Origin of the sequence: Streptomyces sp. F63 (assembly GCF_018070345.1) — a bacterium.
GTDB lineage: Bacteria > Actinomycetota > Actinomycetes > Streptomycetales > Streptomycetaceae > Streptomyces.
The window spans coordinates 12,657-38,241 of record NZ_JAGPXX010000003.1; the positions used below are offsets into that span (position 1 = coordinate 12,657).

Genomic DNA, 25,585 nt, shown 5'->3' on the forward strand with positions numbered 1-25,585 from the left:
TTCCTCAGCCGCCCGCTCCCGTATGGCCCGTGCGCACGCGACACCATGTCGGCCCGTCATCCGACCCACTGTCCGCCTCCCTCCGCCGTGGCGTTCAGGTCAGTAAGCACCATCGTTCCCGGAGTATCCGACGCTTTCCGTCGGTTTTTCGGCCGGATGAGGGAACTCCCGTCTCCTTGGCGTTGGTTCCGACGCCCGCGTCGGTTGAGCCACGCGCTGCCCTTGCCGAAGCTACGTGCCACGTTGAGCCGCACATCCCAGTACGCGGCCACCGACGATCGGACACTTCGATGGCACCGCTGATCGATCGCACCGCAGTACTTACTGTGCCGCCACAGGCGGGCACGGTCGCCGGCCAGTGCTTTCGGGTTCCTGAAGTGTGCCGATCCCAGGCACGGGAGTACTGAAGATGACCTCCTTTCCGTGTACCCGCCGCTTCGCCATCACGATCCCGGCCGAGCTGCACCAAGTCTCAGCAGCCCGGCGCCTGATGGAGACCCACCTGAGCCGATGGGTCTGCCCGCTCCTCGACGACGCGGCCTTGGTGGCGCAGGAGCTGATCGCCAACGCGGTGCGGCACGGCTGCTCCGGCCCGGATGAGACCGTGGTGCTGAGCGTCGAGCAGACGAACAGCCGACTGCTGATCGCAGTGGACGACCCGTCGCCGAAGCTCCCGCATGTGCGCCGCGCTGCCGATGACGACAGCAGCGGGCGGGGACTGCTCATGGTCCGGGCACTTGCCAGCCGCTGGGGCTACCGGGCAGCTGAGGACGGCCGGGGCAAACGGGTGTGGTGCATCCTGGCGCCGCCCGGTAGTCCGTCGTCTCTCACCTCTTCCCAGAGGGGGACCTTCCTGCGCGGGACCTCCGGCAGGCCAGGGGCTGACTTACCGATACAGCTACCGGGCACGGTGCCCGTCCGAGGCGACTCGGCCACTTCCCCGGCTACGGCGACAACGCCATTGCCACGCTTGTCACCGCCACGGCTCGTACACGGCACTACTCGTCCAAAGCTCCTGCGAGTTTCAGCGATTCCCTTGCCCGCGGGCCTCTGGGCCTCCAGGGAGAGCATCCGGCCAACGGGCGAGCGGAGAAGACCCAACCCCGACATCGTCACCGTCCCCCGATCGGCACCACACAGCACAAGGAGTACGAGTCCATGAGCGAACTACGCGACGAAAACCGGGCGGAAGAACTGCGGAACAAGACCGTGGACCAGCTCGTCGCGGATGGCACGATCACCTCCGCGAGGGTGGAGGCCGCTCTGCGGAAGGTCCCCCGGCACATCGCCGTCCCCGAGGTCCCGGTCGAGAAGGCGTACAGCGTCTATGAGCCCGTGGTCACCAAGCAGGACGAGCACGGCGTCCACACGAGTTCGGTATCCGCTCCGCAGATCCAGGCCATGCAGCTGGAACAGGCTGACATCCAGCCCGGTGACCGCGTGCTGGAGATCGGAACGAACGGTCCGAACGCCGCCTACATCGCGGAACTGGCCGGGCCCACGGGGCAGGTCACCACCGTCGACATCGACCCCGCCCCCGCCGACCGGGCCCAGCGGTTCCTGGATGCCACCGGCTACACCGGCGTGCGGGTCCTCGTCGGTGACGCCGAGTACGGAGTCCCCGACCGCGCCCCCTTCGACGCCATCCTGGTCACGGCCGGGGCATGGGACATTCCCCCTGCCTGGATCGCCCAGCTGAACGAAGGCGGCCGGCTTGTCGTCCCGCTGCGCGTCAACAGCCTGACCCGCACGTACCGCTTCGTCCGCGAGGGCGATCACCTGGTCAGCACCAGCGCGCACGTGTGCGGGTTCGTCCCGATGCAGGGCGACGGTGCCCACCGGCAGGAGACGCTTCTGCTGCGCGGCAACGAGGAGATCGCGCTGCGCTTCGACGAGGCCCTGCCGGTTGAGCCGTCGCTGTTGAACGGTGTGCTGATCACCCCGCGCGCCGAGGTGTGGACGGGGGTAACCGTCGGGCGGACCGAGCTGATCGGCGGCCTTCAGCTGTACCTGGCGACGATGCTGCCGGGGTTCTGCACCATGGCCGTCGACCCGGACCTGGACACCGGCGTGGTGAAGCCCAATAACCCCGCGTTCTCGATGGCCGCGGTCGACGGCCCGAACTTCGCCTACCTGCTGGTGCGCCGTACTCCCGACGACAAGAACGTCGAGTACGGCATCCACGCCTTCGGACCGGACCGCGACAAGCTCGCCGAGCAGATCCGCGACTTGTTGCGCACGTGGGCCAAGCAGCACCGGGGCGGCCCCGGTCCGCGACTGACCGTCCACCCGGCCGACACCCCCGATGACCGGATTCCCGGCGACCGGATCTTCAACAAGAAGCACAGCCGGATCTCGATCTCCTGGCCTACCGCGTAAGAGACGGCCCAGGCCAGGCGTCACGCACCACCACGACCGACACCAAACGACACGACACCAAACGACAGGGAGAGCGATCCCATGACCACCACCGCACTGCTCGACCCGGCCACCGCGCTGGACGAGCCGCCGACCAACGACCTGCTCGACGACGAGTTCGCGCTGGACGTGCACATCGTCATCGCCGAGCACCCCACCGGCAAGTTCAGCTGCGCCACCAGCGACGGCTGCGGAAACACGTGCGCCAACGGCGCCAGCGCCTGCAATTCCTTCACGGACGACCCGGCCTGACGGCTGCCTGGCCGCCGGGGGCGACGGCCACCGACAAGCCGTCGCCCCCGGCGACACCGCCCGCGCTTCCCGGCGCGAAGAAGGAGGAATGCCTCATGGCCCCAGGCTCACCCATCCGATACCAGTGGCAGCCCGGCACGCTGCTGCGTGCTTCCACCGCCGCGCATCCGATACCCCTGGCCGACCTGGATCTCTACGACGCGGACAGCGCGGCCGCCGGAGCGAAGTGGCTGGCCACCGTATGGCGGGACGAGCGGGTTCCCGCCGCACTGGCCGCCGCCAGCCCCGTCCTGTGCCGCCAGGTCGACGCGATCCTGGCCGACGCGGAACCCGAGGAGCGCCGGGTACGCCGGGCCGTGCTGTCCGTGGCCTCGTATCTGCTGCGCTGGAACAACCGGCCCACGCCCTTCGGGGCATTCGCCGGAGTCGCCCCGGCCCGGACCGGTCCCGGCCTGCACCTGGAGTGGGGCCCCGGGCAGCGCACCGTGCTGCGCCCCGACGCCGACTGGATGACCGACATCATCCTCCGCCTCGAACGAAGCCTTCCTTTGGTCGAGCGGCTCACGGTCGTCGCCAACAACACCGGCCACCCACGCGGTGACCGGCACGTGGTGCCCGGCCTGCCGTCCACCGGGCGTGACGTACTCCTTGCCCCGGTGGAGATGTCGGTTCGCCGCACCCGGCCCGTGGCCGTCGTGCTCGACGCCGCCAGACCCCCGGTTCCGTATGAGGTGCTGCTGCGCCGCCTGGCCGAACAGTTCTCCGCAGCGCGCCCCGGACAACTCAACGCATTGCTCGCCGACTTACTGTCCCGGCACGTCCTGATCAGCAGTCTGTGGCCCCCGATGACCTGCGTCGACACGCTCACCCACGTATGCGCCCAACTGGAGAAGGCCGAGGCAAGCCGGATTCCCGGCATCGGAAATCTCGCCAGGCAGCTTCACGCGCTCCGTGAGGCCATGGACAACCCGGACACCGCCACACCGTGGACGCCCGGAACCACCCTCACCCGGGACATGCACCGCCTCAGCGATATCGCGCCGGTGCCGCTGCTGGTGGACACCGTCCTGGACTGCGACCTCGAGGTGCCCGAGGACGTGCTGTGCGAGGCGGCCGAAGCCGTCGGCGTCATGTACCGGCTGACACCGCACCCCTACGGCTATCCGCAGTGGCAGGACTACCACCGGCGGTTCCGCGCCCGGTACGGCGTGGGGGCGCTGGTGCCCGTACTGGACCTGGTGGCCGACAGCGGACTCGGGCTGCCCGCCGACTACACCGGCGCCGACCGCCGACGCCCACCGCGCCTGCTGACCGAGCGGGACGAGAAGCTCCTCGCACTCCTCCACCAGGCGATGCTCGATGGTCGCCGGGAGATCGTCCTCACCCGCAGAACAGTCGAGGAACTCGCAGCCGGCGACTCCGAACACATCCTGCCCATCCCCCGGGCGGAGGTCGCGGTCGAGATCCACGCCGCCTCTCCGGAGGCCGTCCAGCGGGGCGACTACCGGCTCCAGATCACCGGCACGCCCAGGCCGGGCAGCAGCATGTTCGGACGGTTCGCCCACCTGTTGCCCCCGGACGCCCAGGACCGGCTCACCGCCGGCTACGCGATCACCGCGACCGAGGCGATCCCGGCGCAGCTCTCGTTCGCCCCGCGCCGTCGCCGCAATGAGAACGTCGCCCGAACGATGCGGCTCCTGCCGCACGTCATCCCCCTCGCCGAGCACCATGAGACCGGCCCCGGCGTGCTCCCGCTGGACGACCTGGCGGTCACCGCCGACGCCCGGCAGTTCTACCTCGTGCAGATGTCGACCGGCCGCCGCGTCGAGCCCCGCGTCCCTCACGCCCTGGAAGCCGGAGTCCACACGCCACCGCTCGCCCGATTCCTGGCGGAGATCACCACAGCCCGCTGCGCCGTGTACAAGGCGTTCGCCTTCGGGGCCGCCGCACGCCTGCCGTACCTGCCTCGCGTCCGCTACAAGAGGACGATTCTGGCCCCCGCCCGGTGGCTGATCACCGCCGCGGAGCTACCTGCTCACACCGCCCCGATGGCCGACTGGGAGAAGGCCCTGGACCAGTGGCGGGACCGGCTCCGGGTGCCCGACTGCGTCGCGGTCGTGGAGTACGACCAGCAACTCCCCGTCGACCTGGGGCAGCAGATGCACCGGGCACTGCTGCGGACCCGGCTGGACAGCACCCGCCGCATCGAGCTGCGTGAGACGGTCCGCCAGGACGAGCGTGCCTGGATCGGGCGCCCGCACGAGCTGCTGATCCCCCTCGCCCTGGACGGCTCCGCCGCCCAGCGAACCGAGCCGCCCGGCCTCACCCACGACCCTGTCACCACCGAGCCCCTGCTGCCGGGCCGGTCAACCGTCCTGCACGCCCGGCTCCACGTCCACCCCCTGCGGGTCGACGAAATCCTGACCGGCCATCTGGACGGCCTGCTCGGGCGGTTCGACCCTGCGCCGGCATGGTGGTTCCGCCGCCACCGCGACACGAGCCGACCGGACTCCGCCCCGTACCTGGAGCTCTACCTGACCCTGCCCGACGCTGACTCCTACGGGCAGGCCGCCGCCCACGTCCACGACTGGGCCGTCCAGCTGCACCAGCAGCACCTGGCCGCCCACCTGGAGCTGTGCACCTACCAGCCGCAGACCGGCCGCTACGGGCACGGGCCCGCGATGGACGCCGCTCACACGGTCTTCGCCGCGGACTCCGCTGCCTGCCTGGCGCAGAACCGCGCGGCATCCGACGACAGGAGCACCGCCCAAGCCCTGGCCGCGGCAAGCATGTTCGAGCTCGCGGTGTCCTTCACCGGTGATGCCGACCGAGCCGCGGACTGGCTGACCTGCAACCTGCCCCGCGAGCACGGGCCTCTGGACCGGGCCCTGCTGAACAACGCACTCGCCCTGGCGAACCCCGCGCGTGCCGCACTGCGGTCCCGGCCCGGCGGCGCCGCCATCGCCACCACATGGCAGACCCGCGCCGCCGCCCTGGCCGCCTATCGCGAGCAACTCGCCCAGCAGCGCGACCCGCACACCGCGCTGCGATCCCTCCTGCACGAGCACCACATCCGGGCTCTGCCCGTCGACCCTGACCGCGAACGCATCACGGGCCGGCTGGTACGAGCCTGCGCTCACCGCCACATGGCCCGCAGCCAGGGAGCCCACCGTGCCCACACCAACTGAGCTGGTCACTCTCGCGGACGACCTGGCCGGCCGTCTGACCATCCCCGCCCCCGTACCCGATGACGAACCCTGGACGCCGCAATGCCTGGCCACCGGTGCCGCCGGAATCGCACTGCTCCACATCGAACGCGCCCACATTGGGCGAGCGACCTGGCACCAGGCCCACACCTGGACCAAGGCCGCTGTCACCGCCGACATCAGCGCCTCCGACGCCACAGGCCTGTACCTCGGTGCGCCCGCCGCGGCGTTCATGCTGCACACCGCACTCAGCCCCGACTCGCCCCGGTACTGGGACGCGCTGAGCGTCATTGACCGGCACGTGACGGCCGGAGCCCACCGACGCACCACCGCCGCCGAGGAACGCCGCCGCACCGGGCGGCGTCCCGCCTTCCGCGAGTACGACATCTTCTACGGCCTGACCGGCATCGGCGCCTACCTTCTACGCCGCGACCCCAGCTGCAACGCCCTGGGCCGCATCCTCAACTACCTCGTCACCCTGACCAGGCCCCTACGCGGGGATGACGGAACGACGCTGCCCGGATGGTGGGTCGATCACGACCCCAACCTGAAATACTCCACGGAATTCGCCGGTGGCCACGCCAACTTCGGCACGGCGCATGGGATCGCCGGCCCCCTGATGCTGCTCGCGCAGGCGATGCGGCAAGGGATCACGGTGGAGGGACACACCGAGGCCATCGCCACCATCCTCACGTGGCTGGACTCCTGGCAGCAGCAGGGTCCCGCCGGCCCCTGGTGGCCGGAGCACATCACCCTCCCGGAACTGCGCACGGGAAGAACTCTCCAGCCCGCCCCCGCCCGACCGAGTTGGTGCTACGGCACCCCCGGCATCGCCCGCGCCTGCCAACTGGCCGCCATCGCCACCGGCGACCCGAACACCCAGCACGCCGCCGAACACGCCCTCGTCGCCTGCCTGACCGACCACGCTCAGACCGCCCGGCTGACCGATCCCGGTCTGTGCCACGGCTGGGCGGGCGTCTACCAGACCGCGTGGCGTGCCGCCCGCGACGCGGCCAGCCCCGGTCCACGCGCTGCCTTGCCGCCCCTGGCGGATGCCCTGGCTCACCACGCCCAGTCCACCCCCGGACGCGGCGCCGGGCTGCTCCAAGGCGAGGCGGGCACCGCCCTCGCGCTGACCACCGCCGCGACCGAAGCGGCACCGACCTCGGGATGGGACGCATGTCTGCTGATCAACTGAATCGCCCCACCGCCCTCGACACCACAACCCGCGCAGTCCTGGACATCCTCTCCGGCACCGATATCCACACCGTCGCCGCCCGCACGGGGATGGAGCCGACCGACCTGACCGCCGCCGTCGCGGTCTACCGGAACGCGGGACGCGAAGCCCTGGCCGCCCAGAGCCAACCTGCATGGCGACACCTGTACCTCCAGTTCGCCGACTGGGGAGCAGCCGAGCAGACCGCCGCCCGCCACCTGCTGCCGGCCCTCGACGCCGTCCAGAACTCTGGTCAGATCAGCCACTGGTGGTTCATTCGCAAGAAGCCCTGCTGGCGGCTTCGGCTACTCACCTCCGTGGCCGACCCCGTGCCCGACCGCGTGTCCCACGTACTCGACCGCCTTGTCGTCGGCGGTGAGCTCCACCGCTGGTGGCCCGGCATCTACGAACCCGAGGCCGCGGCCTTCGGTGGTGACACCGGAATGGCAATCGCCCACGACCTGTTCCACGCCGACAGCCGCGCCGTCCTGCACCAGGCGCTGACCAGCGGTGCGCAGCTCGGGCGCCGCGAGGTGTCGATTCTGCTGTGCGCCACGCTGATGCGTGCTGCAGGCCTGGAGTGGTACGAGCAAGCAGACGTCTGGCACCGCGTCACCCAGCAGCGACCCCTACCCGGCAACGCCACCCCGGACAAGATCAGGGCCATGTCCGGTGACCTGCTGAAGCTCCTGGTCGCCGACACCAGCTCCACCAGCCCGATGCTGCACCCCGGTGAGGACCTGGCCTCCGCCAAGGACTGGATCGCGTCATTCCGTCAGGCGGGCCGCGAGCTCGGCACGGCGGCCCGGGACGGCACCCTCGACCGCGGGCTCCGGGAGGTCATCGCCTACCACATCATTTTCCACTGGAACCGGCTCGCCCTGCCTGTCGGCACCCAAAGCATCCTGGCTCATGCGGCGTACGCAGCGATCCTCACTCCGCAGACCTGCGCTGCCGAAGGGCCGGTCCGGTGACCACATCGCACCTCCCGAACCACTTGGCCGCACGGTTCCCGCTCATCCACCGCCCCCACCTCGCCTATCCGAGCCTCGCCGCCCGTATCGAAGAAGTCCGCATCTGCGCCCACAAAGCGACGCAGAACCTGCCACTCCCCGACCGTGTCAACTCCGCCTGCGCGGTATGGAACCTCTCCGCGCTGATCCTCTCCGACTGCGGCATGCCGGACCTGGCCGCCTGCCTGTGCCTCCGCCAGCACCGCCTGTTCCAGCCGGCATGGCCCGTCACCGGAGACCTCGCCATCGCCGCCCTGCAGCCGGTCGTCAACCTGATCCGGCTCACCGCCCGCGCCGGAGAGCGCCGCACCGCCTACCAGCAGCTGATGGGCCTGCACCAGGCCTTGCACCACGGCGGTACCGTCACGCTCCACGGCCGGCCCATCGACTTCACCGGCTACACCACCCCGGCAACTCTGCGGCACATCAAGGCGTGGATCAGAATCCTGCTGCTGGAGGACGGCACCAGGCTCCTCGCGTCAACCGGCCAGTGGGAAGAAGCGGCCCGCCACGCCACCGCGTACGACGATGCACCCGACCGGCTCCATGACAGCAGACAGGCGAAGATCGTTGCCAGCCTTCGCAGAGGCGACGTGAACACCGCGACCACGCTGATCGGCACCGCCATCGTGGAGGAATCCTGGGAGGCCGCCGTCGCAGAAGTCCTGCGCCTGCACGCCGCCAGAGCCGAGTGCCGCTCGGAGTCCGGGGATCTCACCGCCGTGGTGCGAGCCGTAGAGCGCGTTATGGAACCGGCACGACTCCACACCCGCATGTTCCGCGTGCGCCTCGTTCTGGCAACGATGGATCTGGCCCCTGACGGCCACCACGAGCAAGTAGACGCTCTGTACAGGCAGATCATCGACGATACAGAGCAGTCGGGGGACGCCTTCGCGGCACGGGAGATCCTCCGACATGCCACCAAGTCGCGCACTCTGCCCACGGATGACACCCACCGCCTGACGGAACTCCTTCGTGCCGCCGGCCTCGGCCACGAACCCCTCTCGCAACCAGTGCTCGCCGATCTACACGAGGCCCTGAAGACGGCGGAGGCGGCTCTCATGAAGAGCCTGGCCGACCTGGCTAATGGGAGCTGCTGACTCGGGCCCGTACGGGAGGACGGAGACCGGACTGCGCTGCGGGGGAGGGGAACGAAACGGGGGAGGCCAGACGCCACAGAAAATGCTCGAAAGAGCTGGTGAGAGAGCTGTTCCGCTCTTCCCGGAGCAGCGGTGTCGTGGTCGCGTTCTCCACCGCGACCACCGGGAGGTCTTTTCTCGTGGCACCGATCTTGTTCACCACCGTGATGCTGTTGCCCCTCTTGGCGACATTCGGTCCGTACGCCCTGTGCGAGGCGCGAACGGTCGTCGGCCCCGGCAAGGGCCGTCACCGGCGTCTCGCGCGTGGCCGTCACACGGCTCGGGGAGGCTGCCGATGAACGCCCGCCCTGCCACGTCCGAGACGCCGTACGTGTTGTGGCGGTGGACGAGCCGTTCGACCAACGCTGCTGCGACGGCCCGTGCCGCGCTCCGCTGTGCCCTTGAGCAGCTCGGCTATGAGGGCGAAGCCATCGGTGAGGCCGTGCTGGTGGCCTCCGAGCTCGTCACCAACGCCACCGAGCATGCGGTCGGGCCGTACGAGATCCGGCTCCGCAGTGCGGTGGCGGAGTGGATCTGTGAGATCGAAGACCACGACCCCCGTATCCCCGAGATCCCGCCCTTCCCTGCTGTTGCGCCGTACGTCCCGGCTGAGCCGGACCGCGGAGGCGGCCTCGATGCCTTGTGCGCGCTGCTGACCGAGCGGGGCCGGGGATTGCACATGGTTCAGCACCTCACCCAGGGCTCCTGGGGTTTCACCGCCGACCGCACGACGAAGGTCGCCTGGTTTGCCCTACCACCCTGCCCCCGTGAAAGGTCCAGTCTGCGGTAGCCCCTGCCGTCGGTCTCTGATGGCGTTCGCCCTGTCGTACCGGGGGTCGTATCGGCTGTCGTTACAGTGTGCGCGCTTGGAGACGACAGCCCTACCGAGCTCAGAAACGCAGGTCAGGGGGTGTGCGAGCCGCACGAGTGCGAGGGCGACTGTATATCAGTGCAGCATCGCATCCCGATCTACGCCAGTTTGCGCCCCGGCTGCGTCATCCCTGCACATACCTACAGCCCCTGACCCTTGTATCGCGGGTTGTGTCCCGTTTGCCGCCCCTCGAATCACGCGGTTGCCCGGAGAGCACGGTTACGTGGCGGAGCTCCGGGGGCGCCGGGCATGTGTCCGCCGCCGACTGGAACCTACGGGGGCCCTACGTGGCCGCCGGGGATGTTGCGAACGGCCAAGCTGCGCGCGTCCAGGGCGGCAGCGGGCATCGCGGGATCCAGGGCAGGCGTGGCCGTGTGGAGACCGAGCGTCATACGGGCGTACCCGCGATCTTCGCTTCGACAAGCGGCCTGGCCAGATCGAATATGACCGGAGTGGTGGGCTGATCAGAGATCACGCGATCTCTTGCAGATCGGGCGACGGATCGGGGGCGGCGGTGCTCACCCGATGGCGGACTTCCGATCGGCCGGTGCGATCGGTGCGAGCGGGACATGGCGCGGGATCGGTCGGACGGGCTGCCGCCCAAGAGACGGGACTTCTCACACGATCACGGCAGCGGGGGTACCCGCCGGAACGGGCACAGCGGCGGCAGGGCGGAGATCGGCTTTCGGAATGCTTGACCGATCGGCCCGGTGTGCCGGGTCCGTTCGCGTCCGCCGATCGGCGGGGGCAAGGGCGTCCACGACGGTTCTGCGGCAGGCAGCGATCGTCAACGTCGACGTGATCAGCAACAGATCGGGAGTCAGTCGCCGGAGCACTGCTTGGTCCTGCAGCCCTCCCGGTGTGCCTGGAGTGACGTCTGCAACAAGGCAATGCGCCCTCGCTGTCGGGCCGGCCCCCTGGTTCGGGGATGGCTCGCAGGTGGAACGTGACTGGCTCACCCATGAGATGACCTGCGCAGACCAGCGCACGGTGCCTCCGCGTCCGCCGCCAGATCAGTTCCAAGGCCCACCGCGAGGACTGCACCACCCGGTTCGTCCCGCTCAAGCACCGCGCCGAAGGCGAGTACCGCGACGTCCCCACGCCGGCGTTCCTCGCCGACGAGATCGACACCCATCTACGGGAGTGGGGGACCGTGACGGTCGGAGGCCTCGATGTCCTTTTCGCCCCGCGCGAGCGCGGCAAAGGCACCATGCCCACGGCCACCACCTATGGCTACCACTTCAGAAAGGCTCTGAAGGAGGCGGGCATCACCAAACCCGACGGCAGCCCGAAGTACAGCCCGCACGGGCTCCGGCACTTCTTCGCCTCAACTGCCCTCGCTCACGGCATCCCCCTCCACGAAGTCTCCCGCTGGCTCGGCCACCGCTCCATCAAGACCACCGTCGACGTCTACGGCCACCTCGTCCCCGCCTCCTGGGACCGCTGCCGAGCGATCATGCACAACGCCCTGCGGCCTGGTGCGCCAGCCCCACCTGCCGGAGCATTCCGGGTCCTCGGCGACCCTGTGGATCCAGCCTGAGGCGCCTGTCCTGCCCCGCCGCCCGGCCGTCCTTGGCTGCTGGATCGCGGGGGAGGCGATCCTGGCGGCCGTCGCCCCGGACACGGACACCAGGGAGGACCCGATAGAGTGCTTCACCCGGAAAGCGCCTCTGGTTTCAGCAGGAACGAGGACCCCGGCAATCCTCGCTCTTGCTGGTCAGAGGCGCTTTTCTTCGCTTGATTTGCTGTCTGCCGGGCAGCCCGCTTCGTGAAAGCGCGAGGACGAGAATGCGGAGTCCGGGGGGAGGCGATCCCCAGGTGACCAAGCGCGTCGCCCGGACTGGCAACGTGTGCGGTTGGTGCAGGTATGGCCAGGCAATCACGGTCAACGAGGGGGACTGGAGCAACCGATGGGTTTTCCGACGAGCGACATGGTCAGCGTGATGTCGTGGCACTTGAAGTTCCAGAGCCTCCACGGCCTGTTGGTGGAGCGCCACCCGGTGTGGGAGCCACGGGCGAGCATCGTGGCTGACAAGAACAACATCTTGAAGATCACTCTTGCTGATGAGCCGGACAGAGGAGTAGGTCTCGCTGTTGTACGTGTACGCCACACACAGGTGTGGGCGGTCATCGACGGTATGGACCCGTTCCACGGGAACCTCCTTGTGTGGCCGCTCCAGGGCACGTCTGACGAGACGCTGGTGGACGCTCTCCACGCCTGTGCTGTGGCTGCTGAACGGAGGGAACCGCTTCCCTCTCCATGGCGCTGGAACGAATCCGGGGCATCGGAGCTCACCGAACTGGCGGACCTCCTCGCTGCGCGTCGTGTGACCGTCGACCGCGTGCTGGCAGGCAACCGATACCGTGCCTTGAGGACCGATATCGCGAGCTTCGATGTGGAGATCACCCAGCGCGGGGAGGGCCAGTTTCTCGAGGCGCGGACGGATGACATGGACGTGCGCGTCTCCTTGAAGCCCGCCCTCGGGTGGCTTGTTGACGTCCGATACGACCAGGAGGGCGTCTGGCGGCGCGTCGATCTGGGCGCCTGGGTCGACGGGCAGATGAGCAGCCCGGAACCGGGGGTCCCGCGCGACGGCATCACCCTCTCTCAGCTCGCCGATTTCGTTGCTCACGAGCTCCACCGCATCGACGCGGCTGAGTACTGGCGGCCCGAGAGCGAGTACGGCGAACAGGGTGATGAGAACGCCGTGCCCGCTTCCTCCCAGCTCCCGCCGACCTCGTTGGTGGAGGCCGTTGTCGCGCAGTTGACGGAGCGGGGGTTCGGCGACGTCTCCGAGGGCAGGGGCGACTCAGTGCTCCGATCCGACCGTTTCTGGATCGAGTGGAGGAAGGGCAGCTCCCGCCTGTCGACGTCCATGCTGCAGAGACTGAACGGAATCGCGGCAGCCGAGGGCCGACGGTTCATCCTGCTCACCACGTCGGACATCAGCCGGCCGGCCGCCGCTTTCGCGGACCAGGCGCGGGGCTACGTCTTCCACGTCAGCCAGGACACCGGTGAACTGATGCCACTGAACAGCCGTGCCTCTGAGACCGATCTCCCCGGTTCCGCAGTTCGTTGATCTCCGACTGCCCGGCTCGTCACCGCCTGCGTACTGCCAATCCTGCTGGTCGGTTGGACCGGCAAGCAGCAGGAGCGGTCCGCTGCCGCATGGATGTCACGTACGGCTCTCCGGGGTGCCGTTCGTCGACCACTCGTTGGCGAAGTGCTCCATCTGCTTCAGGACCAGGTTGATGGCCTCGGCCTCCTGGTCCGGCGGGTAGTTGCGACGGGCCAGGAGGCGCTTGATGGCGCTGCGCAGGCGGGCGCGCACCGGCTCGCGGGCGATCCAGTCCGGCTTGAGCTTGCTGCGGACCTCCGCGACCAGCTCGCGCGCGATGCCGGCCAGCACCTCGTCGCCCATCACCGAGCGCGCCGTGCCGTGGTCGGCCACCGCGTCGTAGAAGGCCAGCTCGCGCCAGTCCAGCGGAGGGCTGAACTTCTCGCCGCGGCGGGCGTCGTCCATGACCTCCTTCGCCATCTCGACCAGCTTGGCGATCAGCTCCGCGCTCGTGTACTGCTGCCGCATGTACCGGGCCATCAGGTCCTGCAGCCGCTCGGAGAACGTCGTGCGGCGGACGATGTTGTGCCGCGTCACCTCGCGCATCTTCCGCTCGATGAGCCGCCGCAACGCCTCCGCCGCCAGGTGCGGGGTCTCGCTGTTCTGGAGCTGCGCCACGAGGGCGTCGTTCAGGTGCGTGAGGTCGGCGGTCTCCAGCCCGGCCTCGGCGAACAGGTCCGTCACACCGCCCGTCTCGACGACCGATGAGGTCAGCTGCGCGAGGTAGAGCTCGACGTCCCGGGCGACGGGCAGGCCGCGCGCCTCGCGGTCCATCGCGTCGTACTTCGCCATGTAGGCGCGCACCTCGACGAAGAACTGGATGTCCCGCCGCCACGCCGGGTGATCCGGGAAGCGCTCGCCGATGTTCTTCGCGCTGGCCGACAGCGCGTAGAAGCGCTCCAGCCGGTGTGCGTGCTCCCGGAAGCGCCGGCCGAGGGTCTGGCGGGGATCGTCGAGCTTCTCCGGGTCGTTGCCCGCCGTGCGCGGGTCCCGCAGGTAGTTGGCCGCTCGCATCGCCGCGTCGATGAACGCCGTCTTGGACGGCGTGGCCAGCCTGGTCCGCCAGTCGAAGCCGCGCAGGATGTCGGTGAGCACGTCGTACTCGTTGCGCAGCTCGTCCAGCGCCCGGTCGAGGTCCTGCCCGAGCGTGCGGTCCTGCCGGTCGGCCTCGGTGTACTCGGCGATCGCCCGCTGGAGGTTCTCGGTCAGCGGGGCGTAGCCGACGAGGAGGCCGTCCTCCTTGGCGCGGAAGCGGCGGTTGACGCGGGCCAGGGCCTGCATCAGGTTGGCGCCCTTGAGCGGCCGGTCCAGGTACATGGTGTGGACCGGAGGGGCGTCGAAGCCGGTCAGCAGCATGTTGTTGACGATGAGCAGCTCCAGCTCGTCGTCGGGGTCCTTCGCCCGGTTGATGACCGTCTTGCGCTGGCCGTCACGCAGGGCGTGGGCGAGCAGGTGCTCCGCGTCCTTGCGCGAGTTCGAGGAGAAGACGATCTTCATGGCGCCCTTGTCGACCTCGTCGCTGTGCCACTCGGGCCGCAGCTCGCGCAGCGCGTCGTAGACGCGGACGCAGATCTCGCGGGTCGCGCACACGACCATCGCCTTGCCGGAAGCGCCGCCCGCCTCGGAGACGCCGACGAACGGCTGCATCCGCTCGCGCCGCTCCTCCCAGTGGGTCACGAGGTCCTCGGCGAGATCCCGTATGCGGGCGGGCGCGCCGTACATCGCGTTCATCGTGGCCACGGCCTGCTCGACGCGGCGGCGCTCGGTGTCGTCGAGACCGTCGGTGATGCGGTCGGCCTCCTCGTCGATCGTCGTCGGATCGACGTCCTCGTCCAGGACGAGCTGGATGACGCGGCTCTCGTGGAAGACCTTGACCGTCGCGCCGTCGTCGGCGGCGCGCTTGAGGTCGTAGACATCGATGTAGCCGTTGTTGTCGCCCTTGTCGCCGAACACCTCGCGGGTGTTGCGGTCGGCCTGGGAGAGCGGGGTGCCGGTGAAGGCGAGGAGCGTGGCGTGCGGGAGCGCGTCGCGCAGGTGGCGGGCGTAGCCGTCGAGGGAGTCGTAGTGGCTGCGGTGAGCCTCGTCGACGACGACCACGATGTTGCGGCGGTCCGACAGCAGCGGGTGGTCCGCGCCCGACTCCTTCTCCTCCTTGGTGCGCCCGAACTTCTGGAGCGTGGTGAAGAGGATGCCGCCGACACGCTTGGCGGCCAGTTCCTCGCGCAGCTGGGCCCGGGTGAGGACCTGCTTCGGCGCCTCCGGGAGGATCTCGCTCTCCAGGAAGGTCGAGTACAGCTGGTCGTCGAGGTCCGTGCGGTCGGTGATGACGACGACGGTCGGGTTCAGCAGCGCCGGGTCCTTCATCACCATGGTCGTGGTGAGGACCATCTCCTCGGACTTGCCCGAGCCCTGCGTGTGCCAGACGACGCCGGCCTTCCCGTCGCTCGCCGAGGCCGTGCGGACGGCCTCGGCCGCCCGGGTCACCGCGTGGAACTGGTGTGGCTTGGCGATGCGCTTCATCCGCTTCGACGGCACGAAGTTGATGAAGGACCGGAGAAGGGTGAGGAAGCGCGGCTGGGTGAACAGGCCGTGCAGGGCGAGGTTCTGGCCCGACTCCCATATCCCCTCGGACTCGAGCGGGTCGACGCGGTTACCGAACTCGTCGGTGTTCCACGGCGCGAAGTGCTCGTACGGGGTGAAGGGCGTGCCGTACTTCGCGGTGACCCCGTCGGAGAGCAGGACCACCGCGTTGTAGCGGAAGGCGGTGGGGAACTCGTTGGCGTAGCGCGTGATCTGCGAGTGGGCCGTCTGGAGCGTGGCGTCCTCATCGCCGGCGCGCTTCAGCTCCAGCACGGCGAGCGGCAGGCCGTTGACGTAGAGGACGACGTCGAAGCGGCGGTTGCGCTCGCCATCGATGACGGTGACCTGGTTGAGGGCGCGGTAGACGTTCGCGTCCGGGTCGTCCAGGTCGACGAGGCGGATGGTCGGGTTGTGCTCGGCGCCGAAGCCGTCGGTGTACGTGACGGAGCGGATGCCGGTCGTCAGGTGGCCGTGGGCGGCGCGGTTCTCCTCGTACGTGTCCTGCGAGCCCGGCGTCGCGGCGACGGCGACGGCGTCGCGGACGGCGTCCGGGGGCAGACCGGGGTTGAGCCGCTCGACCGCCTCGCGGAGGTCGGGGTAGAGGATCAGGTCGTCCCACGACTTCCGGTGGTCGGAGCCGGGGGCGAACTCGTTCCCGGGCGCGGGCAGCCAGTCCAGCTCGGCCAGCTCGTCGAGCGCGAGCAGCTCCCAGTCTGACTCGAAGGGGCGGTGGCGCTCTCCGTTGCCGTCGGGGCGCTGCGTCATACGTGATCCTCGACAATCTTCTCGGCGTCTCTGACGCGGAGCCGGCCGGACATGAGCTGGGGGAGGAGGGTGTCGCGGAGGGCGGCGAGGGCGCGGGATTCTTCTGTGGCCTGACGGAGACAATCATCAAGCGCTTTGAGTTGCGACTCGAGCTCATCGATTCGCTGTTCACTTGGCCAGCTCAACTTTAGCTGTGAGAATTGCTTCTTGTTGATCGATCCAAATACTGTTCCATTGGTCTCGTATGGCCGCCACACGGAATTGTCGGATGACAGTGCATGTAGGAGCACATGCGGGTACTTTTCGGATCGCACCGCTGCGAGACCGCGGCCGATTCCGCAATCTTCCGTAGCCACATTGATCTCACCGACAGGGGCTCGAACGCTGACAAGTACATCATTCGCATGTGCGTATCGCGTGACTGCGGTACACCACACTCGATGTCTCGGATGGCGCATTCCAAAGTCTCTGGTGCCTTGGTAGAACGGTAGCCCATACTCGCTTTCGTTGTACGTTTCCCCAGGAGGTGATTGCCCCATCGTAATGCTGGCGACATCGGTGATCAGGTAAGGAGAGCGCTCGCTGCACCCTTGGAAAAGGGCGGCGGCTAGCTTATCTGCCGTGAATGCGATGCGCTCATTGATGGCGATCTTGTCGTCCATCGCTCCGATTGTTGCCGCCACGGCTGCCTGGTACGCCATGGGGGGCAAAGGAGGTAGGGGCAGTTCTCGGATTTCCTTGACGTTCAGGTGGGGAACCGTTGACCCGGCGGCTTTGGAAGCCATGTCTTCCTGGACAGCAGGAGAGAGCAAAAGGTAATGGAGGTACCGAGGGTCGACTCGAGTGATCTCGGGCCGCAGGAGCACCGTTCGCTGCCCGAGGCAGATTTTCTGACCGTTCGCCACTCGGCCCACCTGACCGACAGGTGCCTCGCGGGCAAGGATCAGATCGTCGTCACGCGGGACTGCCCGAGCCGTCCAGCGTAGGTATGTTTCCTTGTCGATTCTCTTTGCCGCGTCCAAAAGGATTCGCCCGTTCCGGATGTGCGGCGTTCCGACGGAATAGCCGTACTCGGCGCCCGGAATGGCTTCGGGTGCCGTTTTGTGCTCGCAGTCGACGATCGCAGTGCACACGTCATCCAGCCTCGTAGCCTCAGACATCAAGTCCCCCCAGCCGCCGCCGCACCGTCTTTTCCAGTTCCGCCGATTTCCCGAAGAGGCCAAAGAGCTCTTTTGTCAGCGCCCCGATGCGCTCGGCGACGGCATCCATGCTCTCCTCCTCGACGGCAATGCCGCCGACATACCGCCCAGGCGTCAGCACGTACCCGTGCTCGCGGATGGTCTCCAGGTCCGCCGAGAAGCAGAACCCGGGCTCATCCGCATACGTCAGACCCTCCTCACGCGCCGACGCAGTCCCCCGCCACGCGTGATAGGTCCCGGCGATCTTCGAGAGGTCGGCGTCCGTCAGGATGCGCTCGGTCCGGTCGGCCATCTCGCCCATGTTTCGGGCGTCGATGAAAAGGATCTCGCCGCGCCGGTCCTCCAGTTGCTTCGCGCCCTGCGGGGTCTTGTCCTTGGCCAGGAACCACAGGCAGGCCGGAATCTGGGTCGTGCGGAAGAGTTGGGAAGGCAGGGCCACCATGCAGGCCACCAGGTCCGCTTCCACCATCGCCTGGCGGATCTCGCCCTCGCCGCTCGACTGGGAACTCATCGAGCCGTTGGCCAGGACGATGCCGGCCGTTCCCCGCTCGCCCAGCTTGGAGATCATGTGCTGGAGCCAGGCGTAGTTGGCGTTGTTCTTCGGCGGGACTCCGAACTTCCACCGAGCGTCGCCCTCGTCCCGCGCCCAGTCCTTGATGTTGAAGGGCGGGTTGGCCATCACGAAGTCGGCCTTGAGGTCCGCGTGCTTGTCCTCGGCGAAGGTGTCGCCCCAGCGGGGAGCGAGGTTGCCGTCGATGCCGTGGATGGCGAGGTTCATCTTGGCCAGACGCCAGGTGCGCTCGTTGAGCTCCTGGCCGTACACGGCGATGTCGGCCTTGTGGCCGCGGCCCCGGTGCGCCTCGATGAACTTGCTCGCCTGGACGAACATGCCGCCCGACCCGCACGCCGGGTCGTACACCCGGCCCCCGTACGGCTCCAGGATCTCGACGATCAGCTGGACGACGGACCGTGGCGTGTAGAACTCGCCGCCCCGCTTGCCCTCCGCTCGAGCGAAGTTGCCGAGGAAGTACTCGTACACCTCGCCCAGCACATCCTGCGCGGGCTTGTCCTCGGTGCCGCCGAAGCGAGCGTCGCTGATGAGGTCCACGAGCTCGGCCAGGCGCTTCTGGTCGACGTTGTCGCGGTTGAAGATCTTCGGCAGGACGCCCTTCAGCGAGGCGTTCTCCGCCATGACCGCGTCCATTGCCTCGTCGAGGAGCTTGCCGACGCCCTGGCTCTTGGCATTGGCGGCGATCCACGACCAGCGGGCGGTCTCCGGGACCCAGAAGACGTGGGCGCCGGTGTACTCGTCGCGGTCCTCCAGGAACTCGTCGAGGCGGTCCTCCGAGATGCCGTCCTCGGCGAGCTCCTTCGCCAGCTCGCTCCGACGCTCGTCGAAGGCGTCGGAAACGTACTTCAGGAAGATCAGGCCGAGGACGAACTCCTTGTACTGCGCGGCGTCGATGGAGCCGCGCAGCTTGTCCGCGGCCTTCCACAGGATCGCCTGGATCTCCTTGGCGGTGGAGGCGCTGAACAACTCCGCCTGTTCGGTGGCTTTCTTCACGGCGGTAGCCATTTGGCAGACCGTCTCCTTCATTCGTCGGTCGCGGAAAGGTTCCGCATGGTCAGCGTGCCGTCGGCGATGCCGGCGGCGGTGATGCGGGCCAGGTCGTCCAGGGCGGCGGACTGCTCCCGCAGCAGCGCCGCCCGGGTCTCGATCTCGGCGAGCACGGCGTCGTACCGCTCCGCCTCCTGCCGCCCCAGGTCCGGGATGCCCAGGTCCTCGATGCTGCGGGAGGCCCGTACGGCGCCGCTGGTCCGTGCGTGCTCGGCGGCCGCCGCCCGCAGCAGCGCCGCCAGCACCCGGGGCAGGACCGGCGGGTCGGCATTGGGGTGGACGCGCAGGATGCGGGCCGGGGCGGTGACGACCGACAGCCCTTCGGTGTCGATGAGGACGCCGAAGCGCGGGCTGGCGGTGACGACGATGTCGCCGGGCTCGGTGAACTGGGCGTGCTCGTACGCCGTGAGGAGTAAACCGCGGTCGATGCGGCGGCTGCCCAGCCGTACGGTGCCGAGGATCTCGTCCGGGCCCAGCACCGGGTAGTGGCCCTCCGGCGTGAGGTGCTCGGGCGCTATGCGGTGGCCTGGCCGCCTGCGCACGCGGCGCTGTTCGAGGAGTCGGCGGACCGTGGTGCGCGGCACGGGCTGGTCCTCGGGGCGCAGCACCGCCTGGATGCGCAGTGCCGCACGCAGGTTGGCCCGCTGTGCACGGCCCTGTTCCTGAAGCTCGGCCAGGCGCCGCTCCAAATCGCTGATGCGGGCAGGGCGTTCGACGACCCCGCGGGTGTAACGGGCTTCGGTGGGCCGCTGATTCGGGGCGAAGGCGGTGCCCGGCCGGTCGTCGAGGTCCTTCGCGGGGACGATCACGGCATTGCGCGGTTCGTGCCGGCGGTCGCCGCGCCAGCCGGAGGAGCGCCAGATCGCCATGTCCTCCGCGAGCGCGTCGAGGACCGGCCGGGTCAGCGGCCGCGCGGAGATGTCGCCGAGGAGGACGAGGCCCTTTCGCTCCTCCTCCGCCGTACGGGCCAGGACCCATATCGCGGTGCGGTAGCCGGGACGGTAGGGAAGGACGCCGTCGGGGAGGCTGATCGACGCCTTGAGTAGCCCTGGCCGCAGGAAGGAGCGACGCAGCCGGTCGGCCTCGCCGTGCCGGGGGAGGGGCCCCGCGAGTACGTCGGCGGGGCCGAGGACGACGGCCGTGGACCCAGGGGCGAGATAGTCGGTGAGGGCCTGCACGCTCTCCAGGACGGCCTGCGCGCTGCGGGTCTCGGCGGCCTCGTAGGGGAGGACGCAGACCAGCAGGTCCGGGTATCCCCACTCGTCGACGGAGGCGGACAGGTCCTCGCCCCGCAGGACGTCGAGCTGGAACTCGTACACCCCGCGCACCAGCATCCGGCGGCGTACGAGCCGGACCCGCGCCGGGTCGGGGTCGGCGGCGAGGTAGGTGTGGCCGGAGCCCTCGGGGGCGCGGTCGTACAGGGCCGCGAGCAAGTCGCCGGAGCGGGCCCACGGGGTGGCGACGACGGATTCCCCGGCGAGGGCGTCGATGCCGGACAGGGCGGCGAGAGCCCGGATCACCGCCGGGGCGGGCTCGTCGGCGGCCAGGTCGTGGGAGCCGAGGCGGCGGCGGGCGTCCAGCACCCAGTCGAAGGCCTCGGCGGGGGTGTAGGCGGCCTCGGTCAGCTCGTCCGCGAGCGCCGCGAGCGCCGGGCCGGTGCGCGCCGGGTCGGGTATGGCGCGCAACTCGGCCAGGAGGAACTGGTCCTCGGAGTCCAGGCCGGCGGCCTTTGCCATCAGTACGGGCCAGTCCCGGCCGGAGACCGGGGCGTCGTACTGCTGGCGCAGGCAGAGCAGCGCGGTCAGAGCGGCCAGCAGGACGGAGGCGGACAGAGCGGGGGTGCGCCAGGCGGCGAGGGTGTGCAGGGCCAGTTCGGCACGGAGGTGGCGGGGGTCGGCGTTGCCGCGGCCCGTGGACGTCAGCCAGTCGACGACGGCGCGGGCGTCGAACAGGGGGCGGCCGTCCTCGTGGGCTACGGGCGCGGGAAAGTCCGCGTGCCGGCGGCTCCACGTGGTGGGGACGGGGCGCTGGACCTGGGCGAGGGCGGCGATTTCGGCGTATGTGATCCGCCAGGCCGGCGTCTCGGGCACGATGGGCGAAGTCGCTTCGCGCGCAGTGCTCACGGGCCCCGTCCCCCCTTTGAACCGGACGTCTTGTCCTGCGGATCCCGGCCGGATCGCCGACTGCATCGCAGGTTCCAAAACCTTACAGCGGAGAGGGGAACGACTGTGGCGTACGCCTGATAACCGGGGTTATCAATCCCTCCAACGCTTTTCCGGGCGCTCGGGAGCATCTTGAGGGGCCAGTTGCCACACCAGGAGCGCACCAAGCGCCGGCCCGGAGGTCCCAGATGCCCAGCACGCCCTCGACACCGCCCACCCCGCAGCAGCCCCAGCCCCAGCCCTACGGGGCCGCCGGCCAGACCGCTTCCTGGGGCGCGGTGCCGCCGCAGGGACCGCACGCGTTCGTCCCGCAGCCGCCGCCGGGTGGCCAGAAGCCGTCGAGACGCAAGGCGTGGCTCACCCACGGCGCGACGGCCTTCGTCGCGCTGATCATCGGTGCCGCGGCCGGGGGCGGCGAGGAGTCCGGCGGCACGGAGGACTCCGCGCGGCCCGCCCCGGCCGTCACCGTCACCGAGACCGCCGGCGCGGCGGCACCGGAGCCGGCCGCGACCGTCACCGAGAAGGTCAAGGAGACGGTCACCGCCAAGCCGAAGCCGGCCAAGAAGTCCGGCCCGCCGACGAGTTTCGACGGAGACGGCCAGTACCTGGTGGGTGAGGACATCCAGGCGGGCACGTACAAGACCGCCGGCCCCGACGAGGACAGCGTCATCCCCAACTGCTACTGGGCCCGGCTCAAGAACGCCTCGGGGGAGTTCGGCGCGATCATCGCCAACGACAACCTCAAGGGGCAGGGCCGCGTGACCCTCAACAAGGGCGAGTACTTCGAGACCAACGGCTGCCAGAAATGGGAGAAAGCGGGCTGACGCCCCGGCCCGTATCCGTGTCCTGCCAGCCGGCGGGCGGTCCGCGGTGCTGCCGGCCGACCGCCCGCCGTGCCTCCCGTACGGCTCTCCGCCGCTGCGAAGGGGTGGGGAGACGCGGAGCGTGCACTGCCCGCCTGCCGGCGGCGCATCCTCGCCCTTCGTACAGCCCTTGGGGCCGGCAACTCCGCCTCAGCCACACAGAGGAGCCATCACCATGTCCGAGAACGAGTCGACGCCCGGCGTCCCTGCCGCAGCGCCGGGGCCCGAACCCCTTGAGCCGCCCCCAGCGCAGGCCGATGCCGATGTCTCCGCCCCGGGGCCGGTCCCGCCCATGCCCGCGTCCGAGCCCGCAGGCGGCCGGGCAGCGGCCGGACCGGCGCCTTCCCTGTGGTCACGGTTGTCGCGGGGCACGGTCCTGGCCCTCGGCGTCGGTATCGGTGCCGCGGCCATGGGGGCCTGCTGGCTGGCCGTGGCCACTGTCGGGGGCGGCGAATCCGAGGCGCACAGCGATGGTGGCGGCAGCCCGATCAGTAAGCCTCTGGACGACGCCACGGAGGAGGAGACGCAACCGTTCACGACGGACGGCGCCCTCACGCTCATCGATGCCGGTGCCGGACTCGACGACGGTGAGCTGTGCTCCGGCACGGGCGGCTACTCCGACATCGACCTCGGCACCCAGGTCAACGTCACCGACGCCGACGGAACCCTCGTCGCCTCCGGCGCCCTCGGCCTCGGAGAGAAGACCGAAACGGGCTGCACCTTCCCCTTCACGGTCGACGACATCACCCCGGGCTCGAAGTTCTACACCGTCGAGGTGTCCCACCGCGGCGGTCTCACCCAGACCGAGGACGATCTGCGCGCCGGCGGCCTGGAGTTCACGCTCGGTGACTGACACACGGGCGGCCCGTTCGTCGAGCCGGGCACGGTTGCGGGGGATCCGCAGCCCTGAGGGATGCCGCGGCGGAGGTGGAGGGGGACCGGCCCGGACGAGGCGGCAGCCTGCGGCGTCTGCGCGTCGGTCCGTGCCCTGTCCGGCGGCGTGCCAGGCGCGGTCGTCATCAGCCCGGAGATGCCCGCGGCACCCGACTGATCCCGGAGCGGCGCGGTACTGCCTGCTGCGGCCTCGACTGGGCCGACGGCCGCACCTTGGGCTGCGACACATGCGGGCTGCCCGTGGCGAGCAGGGTCGACGGCTGCTTGCTCCAGTAGCGGGGTAGCTCGTCCACAAGCGTGCGCCGCTTCCTCGTTGACGATGCCGAACGCCGTCGACGCGGGCCTGCATGACGTCGAGCAACTCGTTCTCACTCTGTGGTGACTTGATAACCAGGGTTATCAATTTCCTTAGCTAATCAGGGACTTCTCACTCCCTAGCGTTTCTTCCTGTCGGCACGCGGCCCAGGAGGCACACCCCCATCGATCGCCTGCCGGTGTCCCACTTTTCCAAGTCAGCATCGACCCCTGGAGACACCCATGACCGTGACGGAACAGCCCGAGCAGAACGAACACCACCCCGCCGACCCGGCACCGCCGACCCCGGCCGGCCAGTCCCTGCCGGTGGCCGAGCTCGTGCAGGCCCGCCTCGCGGAGGCGAGGCTCACGGAGCCCGTGAAGGTGCTTCTGAAGGAGGCGCTGGGCGACGGCGAAACCGGGCGCACCGCCCCGATGGGCCGGACGTACCTCGAGTCCGTCGCCGTAACGCGGTTTCGCGGCATCGGCGCCCCGGCCCGGCTCAAGCTCAGCCCCCGGCCCGGCGTGAACCTGGTGGTGGGCCGCAACGGCTCCGGGAAGTCCAGCATCGCCGAGGGCATCGAGACGGCCTTCACCGGCACGAACGCGCGCTGGCACGGACAGCACCCGACGCGCAGCGCCAACTGGCGCAACCTCCACTACACCGACGGCAGGCCGGAGATCGAGGTCAAGCTCGCCATCGAGGGCGACACCGGACGCAGCACCCTCGTGCGCACCTGGGACGGCGACGACTTCGACGACTCCCGCGGTGAGTTCAGGCGGCCGGGACACGGCCGCGTTCCCCTGGACCGGGTGGACTGGAAGCAGGCCCTGACGGACTTCCGCCCCTTCCTGTCGTACGTCGATCTGGACCGCATGATCAGCGGGAAGCCGTCCCAGATGTACGACGCCATCGCCACCATCCTCGGGCTGGGCGGGCTCAGTGCCGCCGAGAGCCGGATCCGCGAGGAGATCAAGGGGCTCGACGCGGCGGCCAAGGCGGTGAAGGAGGAGCTGCCCGGGCTCAAGGACGCGCTCTACGAGCTGGAGGACGACGACCGCGCTGTCCAGGCCCTCGTGGCCGTCGACACCGCCGGAACCCCCGACTTCGCCGTCCTCGACGCACTGGTGGCCGGCCTCCCCACCGACACGGACACGACGGCACGATCGCCGAGCTGCGCGCCGAGGCTGCCGTGGAAGGGCCCGACACCGGCCGGGTCGGCGCGGCCGTGGACCGGCTGCGCGAGGCCCTCGCCCGCGTCGAGGACCTGCGCGGGACCAGCAGCGAGGACGCCCTCCAGCGCGCGAACCTGCTGGAGCGGGCGGTGGCCCACCACGACCGTCACCCCGACGCGGCAACCTGCCCGGTGTGCGGAACGGGCGGGGTGCTGGACGCGGCCTGGGCGAACGACGCCACCGCCCAGATCGCCGCGCTGCGGCAGGAAGCGGCGGCGGCCACGGCCGCACGCGGCGAACTCCGGTCGGCCGCGCACGCCGTACGGGATCTCGTGCACACGCCGGCGCGGATCCCCGTCTCCCTGACCGATCCCTGGGGCCACTGGACCGAGTGCCGCACGATCGCCGACCCGGCGGAACTGGCACGGCGCGCCTCAGAGGCCGCCGCGACCCTGGCCGGCGCCTGCGCCTCCGTGAGGAGCAGGGCCGCCGGGGAGCTGGAGAAGCGCGACGAACGCTGGCGCGCACTCGTCGTCCGCCTCGCCGCCTGGGCCGAGCGCTCCTGCGCCGTGGAGGCGGGCAAGGACCGGCTGCGTGACCTGAGGAAGGCCGGCAACTGGCTCAAGGCCCTGGCCGCCGAGCTGCGCGAACGGCGCATGGAGGGCTTCACCGGCCAGTCGCAGCGGATCTGGGAGCAGCTGCGGCAGGAGAGCAACATCGACCTGAAGGGAGTGGCGCTGAAGGGGAGCGAGAGGGCCAACGTCCGCAAGCTCGTCATGGACGTCACCGTCGACGGCCGG

The 25,585-nt window shown here is 69.6% G+C and carries 18 protein-coding genes; 13 read left to right on the forward strand and 5 right to left on the reverse strand.

Annotated elements, in window-relative coordinates; all coding sequences use genetic code 11:
• Nucleotides 1-409 precede the first annotated feature (409 nt).
• The 10 genes from KBZ10_RS30450 (at nt 410) to KBZ10_RS29125 (ending at nt 13,195) form a co-directional block, all read left to right on the forward strand.
• Nucleotides 410-1,162, forward strand: a complete 753-nt coding sequence (locus tag KBZ10_RS30450; protein WP_210986112.1) for an ATP-binding protein — start codon at nt 410-412, stop codon at nt 1,160-1,162.
• Complete coding sequence (gene fxlM / locus KBZ10_RS04140; RefSeq protein WP_210986113.1) at nt 1,159-2,379, forward strand: methyltransferase, FxLD system; 1,221 nt, start codon at nt 1,159-1,161, stop codon at nt 2,377-2,379. Before KBZ10_RS30450 ends, fxlM begins: the two co-directional genes overlap by 4 nt.
• Before the next feature lie 81 nt (nt 2,380-2,460).
• Nucleotides 2,461-2,670 carry an FxLD family lanthipeptide gene (locus KBZ10_RS04145; RefSeq protein ID WP_210986114.1) on the forward strand — a complete coding sequence of 70 codons (210 nt, stop codon included), beginning with the start codon at nt 2,461-2,463 and terminating at the stop codon, nt 2,668-2,670.
• Between the two features lie 95 nt (nt 2,671-2,765).
• Nucleotides 2,766-5,858, forward strand: a complete 3,093-nt coding sequence (locus KBZ10_RS04150) for a lantibiotic dehydratase (RefSeq protein ID WP_210986115.1) — start codon at nt 2,766-2,768, stop codon at nt 5,856-5,858.
• On the forward strand, nt 5,842-7,074 hold the full coding sequence (locus KBZ10_RS04155; RefSeq protein WP_210986116.1) for a lanthionine synthetase C family protein: 1,233 nt from the start codon (nt 5,842-5,844) through the stop codon (nt 7,072-7,074). The genes KBZ10_RS04150 and KBZ10_RS04155 overlap by 17 nt, the downstream gene beginning before the upstream one ends.
• A complete protein-coding gene (locus KBZ10_RS04160; protein ID WP_210986117.1) occupies nt 7,056-8,066 on the forward strand; it encodes a thiopeptide-type bacteriocin biosynthesis protein in 1,011 nt (336 codons plus the stop codon). The genes KBZ10_RS04155 and KBZ10_RS04160 overlap by 19 nt, the downstream gene beginning before the upstream one ends.
• Entirely contained in the window at nt 8,063-9,205 is a 1,143-nt protein-coding gene (locus tag KBZ10_RS04165) for a hypothetical protein (protein ID WP_210986118.1), read from the forward strand. The genes KBZ10_RS04160 and KBZ10_RS04165 overlap by 4 nt, the downstream gene beginning before the upstream one ends.
• A 334-nt stretch (nt 9,206-9,539) precedes the next feature.
• Nucleotides 9,540-10,034, forward strand: coding sequence for an ATP-binding protein (locus KBZ10_RS04170; RefSeq protein WP_210986119.1), 495 nt, complete (start codon nt 9,540-9,542; stop codon nt 10,032-10,034).
• Between the two features lie 1,204 nt (nt 10,035-11,238).
• Nucleotides 11,239-11,655: a tyrosine-type recombinase/integrase gene (locus KBZ10_RS04175; protein WP_307847220.1), complete on the forward strand. Its 417-nt coding sequence runs from the start codon at nt 11,239-11,241 to the stop codon at nt 11,653-11,655.
• Nucleotides 11,656-12,025: 370 nt separating this feature from the next.
• On the forward strand, nt 12,026-13,195 hold the full coding sequence (locus KBZ10_RS29125) for a hypothetical protein (RefSeq protein ID WP_247701804.1): 1,170 nt from the start codon (nt 12,026-12,028) through the stop codon (nt 13,193-13,195).
• 96 nt (nt 13,196-13,291) lie between these two features.
• Here KBZ10_RS29125 and KBZ10_RS04185 read toward each other — a convergent pair whose 3' ends face one another.
• Genes KBZ10_RS04185 through KBZ10_RS04200 form a run of 4 tightly spaced genes read right to left on the reverse strand, consistent with a single transcriptional unit; the run spans nt 13,292 to nt 21,519 of the window.
• Nucleotides 13,292-16,579 carry a type I restriction endonuclease subunit R gene (locus KBZ10_RS04185; protein WP_210986120.1) on the reverse strand — a complete coding sequence of 1,096 codons (3,288 nt, stop codon included), beginning with the start codon at nt 16,577-16,579 and terminating at the stop codon, nt 13,292-13,294.
• Nucleotides 16,576-17,712, reverse strand: a complete 1,137-nt coding sequence (locus KBZ10_RS04190; protein ID WP_210986121.1) for a restriction endonuclease subunit S — start codon at nt 17,710-17,712, stop codon at nt 16,576-16,578. Before KBZ10_RS04190 ends, KBZ10_RS04185 begins: the two co-directional genes overlap by 4 nt.
• Before the next feature lie 19 nt (nt 17,713-17,731).
• The gene (locus KBZ10_RS04195; RefSeq protein ID WP_210986122.1) at nt 17,732-19,354 is read right to left on the reverse strand and encodes a class I SAM-dependent DNA methyltransferase; all 1,623 of its coding nucleotides are present in this window, start codon (nt 19,352-19,354) and stop codon (nt 17,732-17,734) included.
• Nucleotides 19,355-19,371: 17 nt separating this feature from the next.
• On the reverse strand, nt 19,372-21,519 hold the full coding sequence (locus KBZ10_RS04200) for a hypothetical protein (RefSeq protein ID WP_210986123.1): 2,148 nt from the start codon (nt 21,517-21,519) through the stop codon (nt 19,372-19,374).
• Nucleotides 21,520-21,746: 227 nt separating this feature from the next.
• Between KBZ10_RS04200 and KBZ10_RS04205 the strand changes: the two genes are divergently transcribed.
• Both KBZ10_RS04205 and KBZ10_RS04210 read left to right on the forward strand, forming a co-directional pair.
• Nucleotides 21,747-22,382 (forward strand): hypothetical protein, encoded by a 636-nt coding sequence (locus KBZ10_RS04205; RefSeq protein WP_247701807.1) that lies wholly within the window; start codon nt 21,747-21,749, stop codon nt 22,380-22,382.
• A 214-nt stretch (nt 22,383-22,596) separates the two neighbouring features.
• Entirely contained in the window at nt 22,597-23,274 is a 678-nt protein-coding gene (locus tag KBZ10_RS04210) for a hypothetical protein (RefSeq protein ID WP_210986124.1), read from the forward strand.
• A gap of 166 nt (nt 23,275-23,440) precedes the next feature.
• On the opposite strand, the gene KBZ10_RS04215 is transcribed toward KBZ10_RS04210, so the two are convergent.
• Nucleotides 23,441-23,608 (reverse strand): hypothetical protein, encoded by a 168-nt coding sequence (locus tag KBZ10_RS04215; protein WP_210986125.1) that lies wholly within the window; start codon nt 23,606-23,608, stop codon nt 23,441-23,443.
• A 244-nt stretch (nt 23,609-23,852) separates the two neighbouring features.
• Here KBZ10_RS04215 and KBZ10_RS29130 point away from each other — a divergent pair, with 244 nt between their 5' ends.
• Nucleotides 23,853-25,151, forward strand: a complete 1,299-nt coding sequence (locus tag KBZ10_RS29130; protein ID WP_247701808.1) for an AAA family ATPase — start codon at nt 23,853-23,855, stop codon at nt 25,149-25,151.
• The last annotated feature ends 434 nt before the right edge of the window (nt 25,152-25,585 follow it).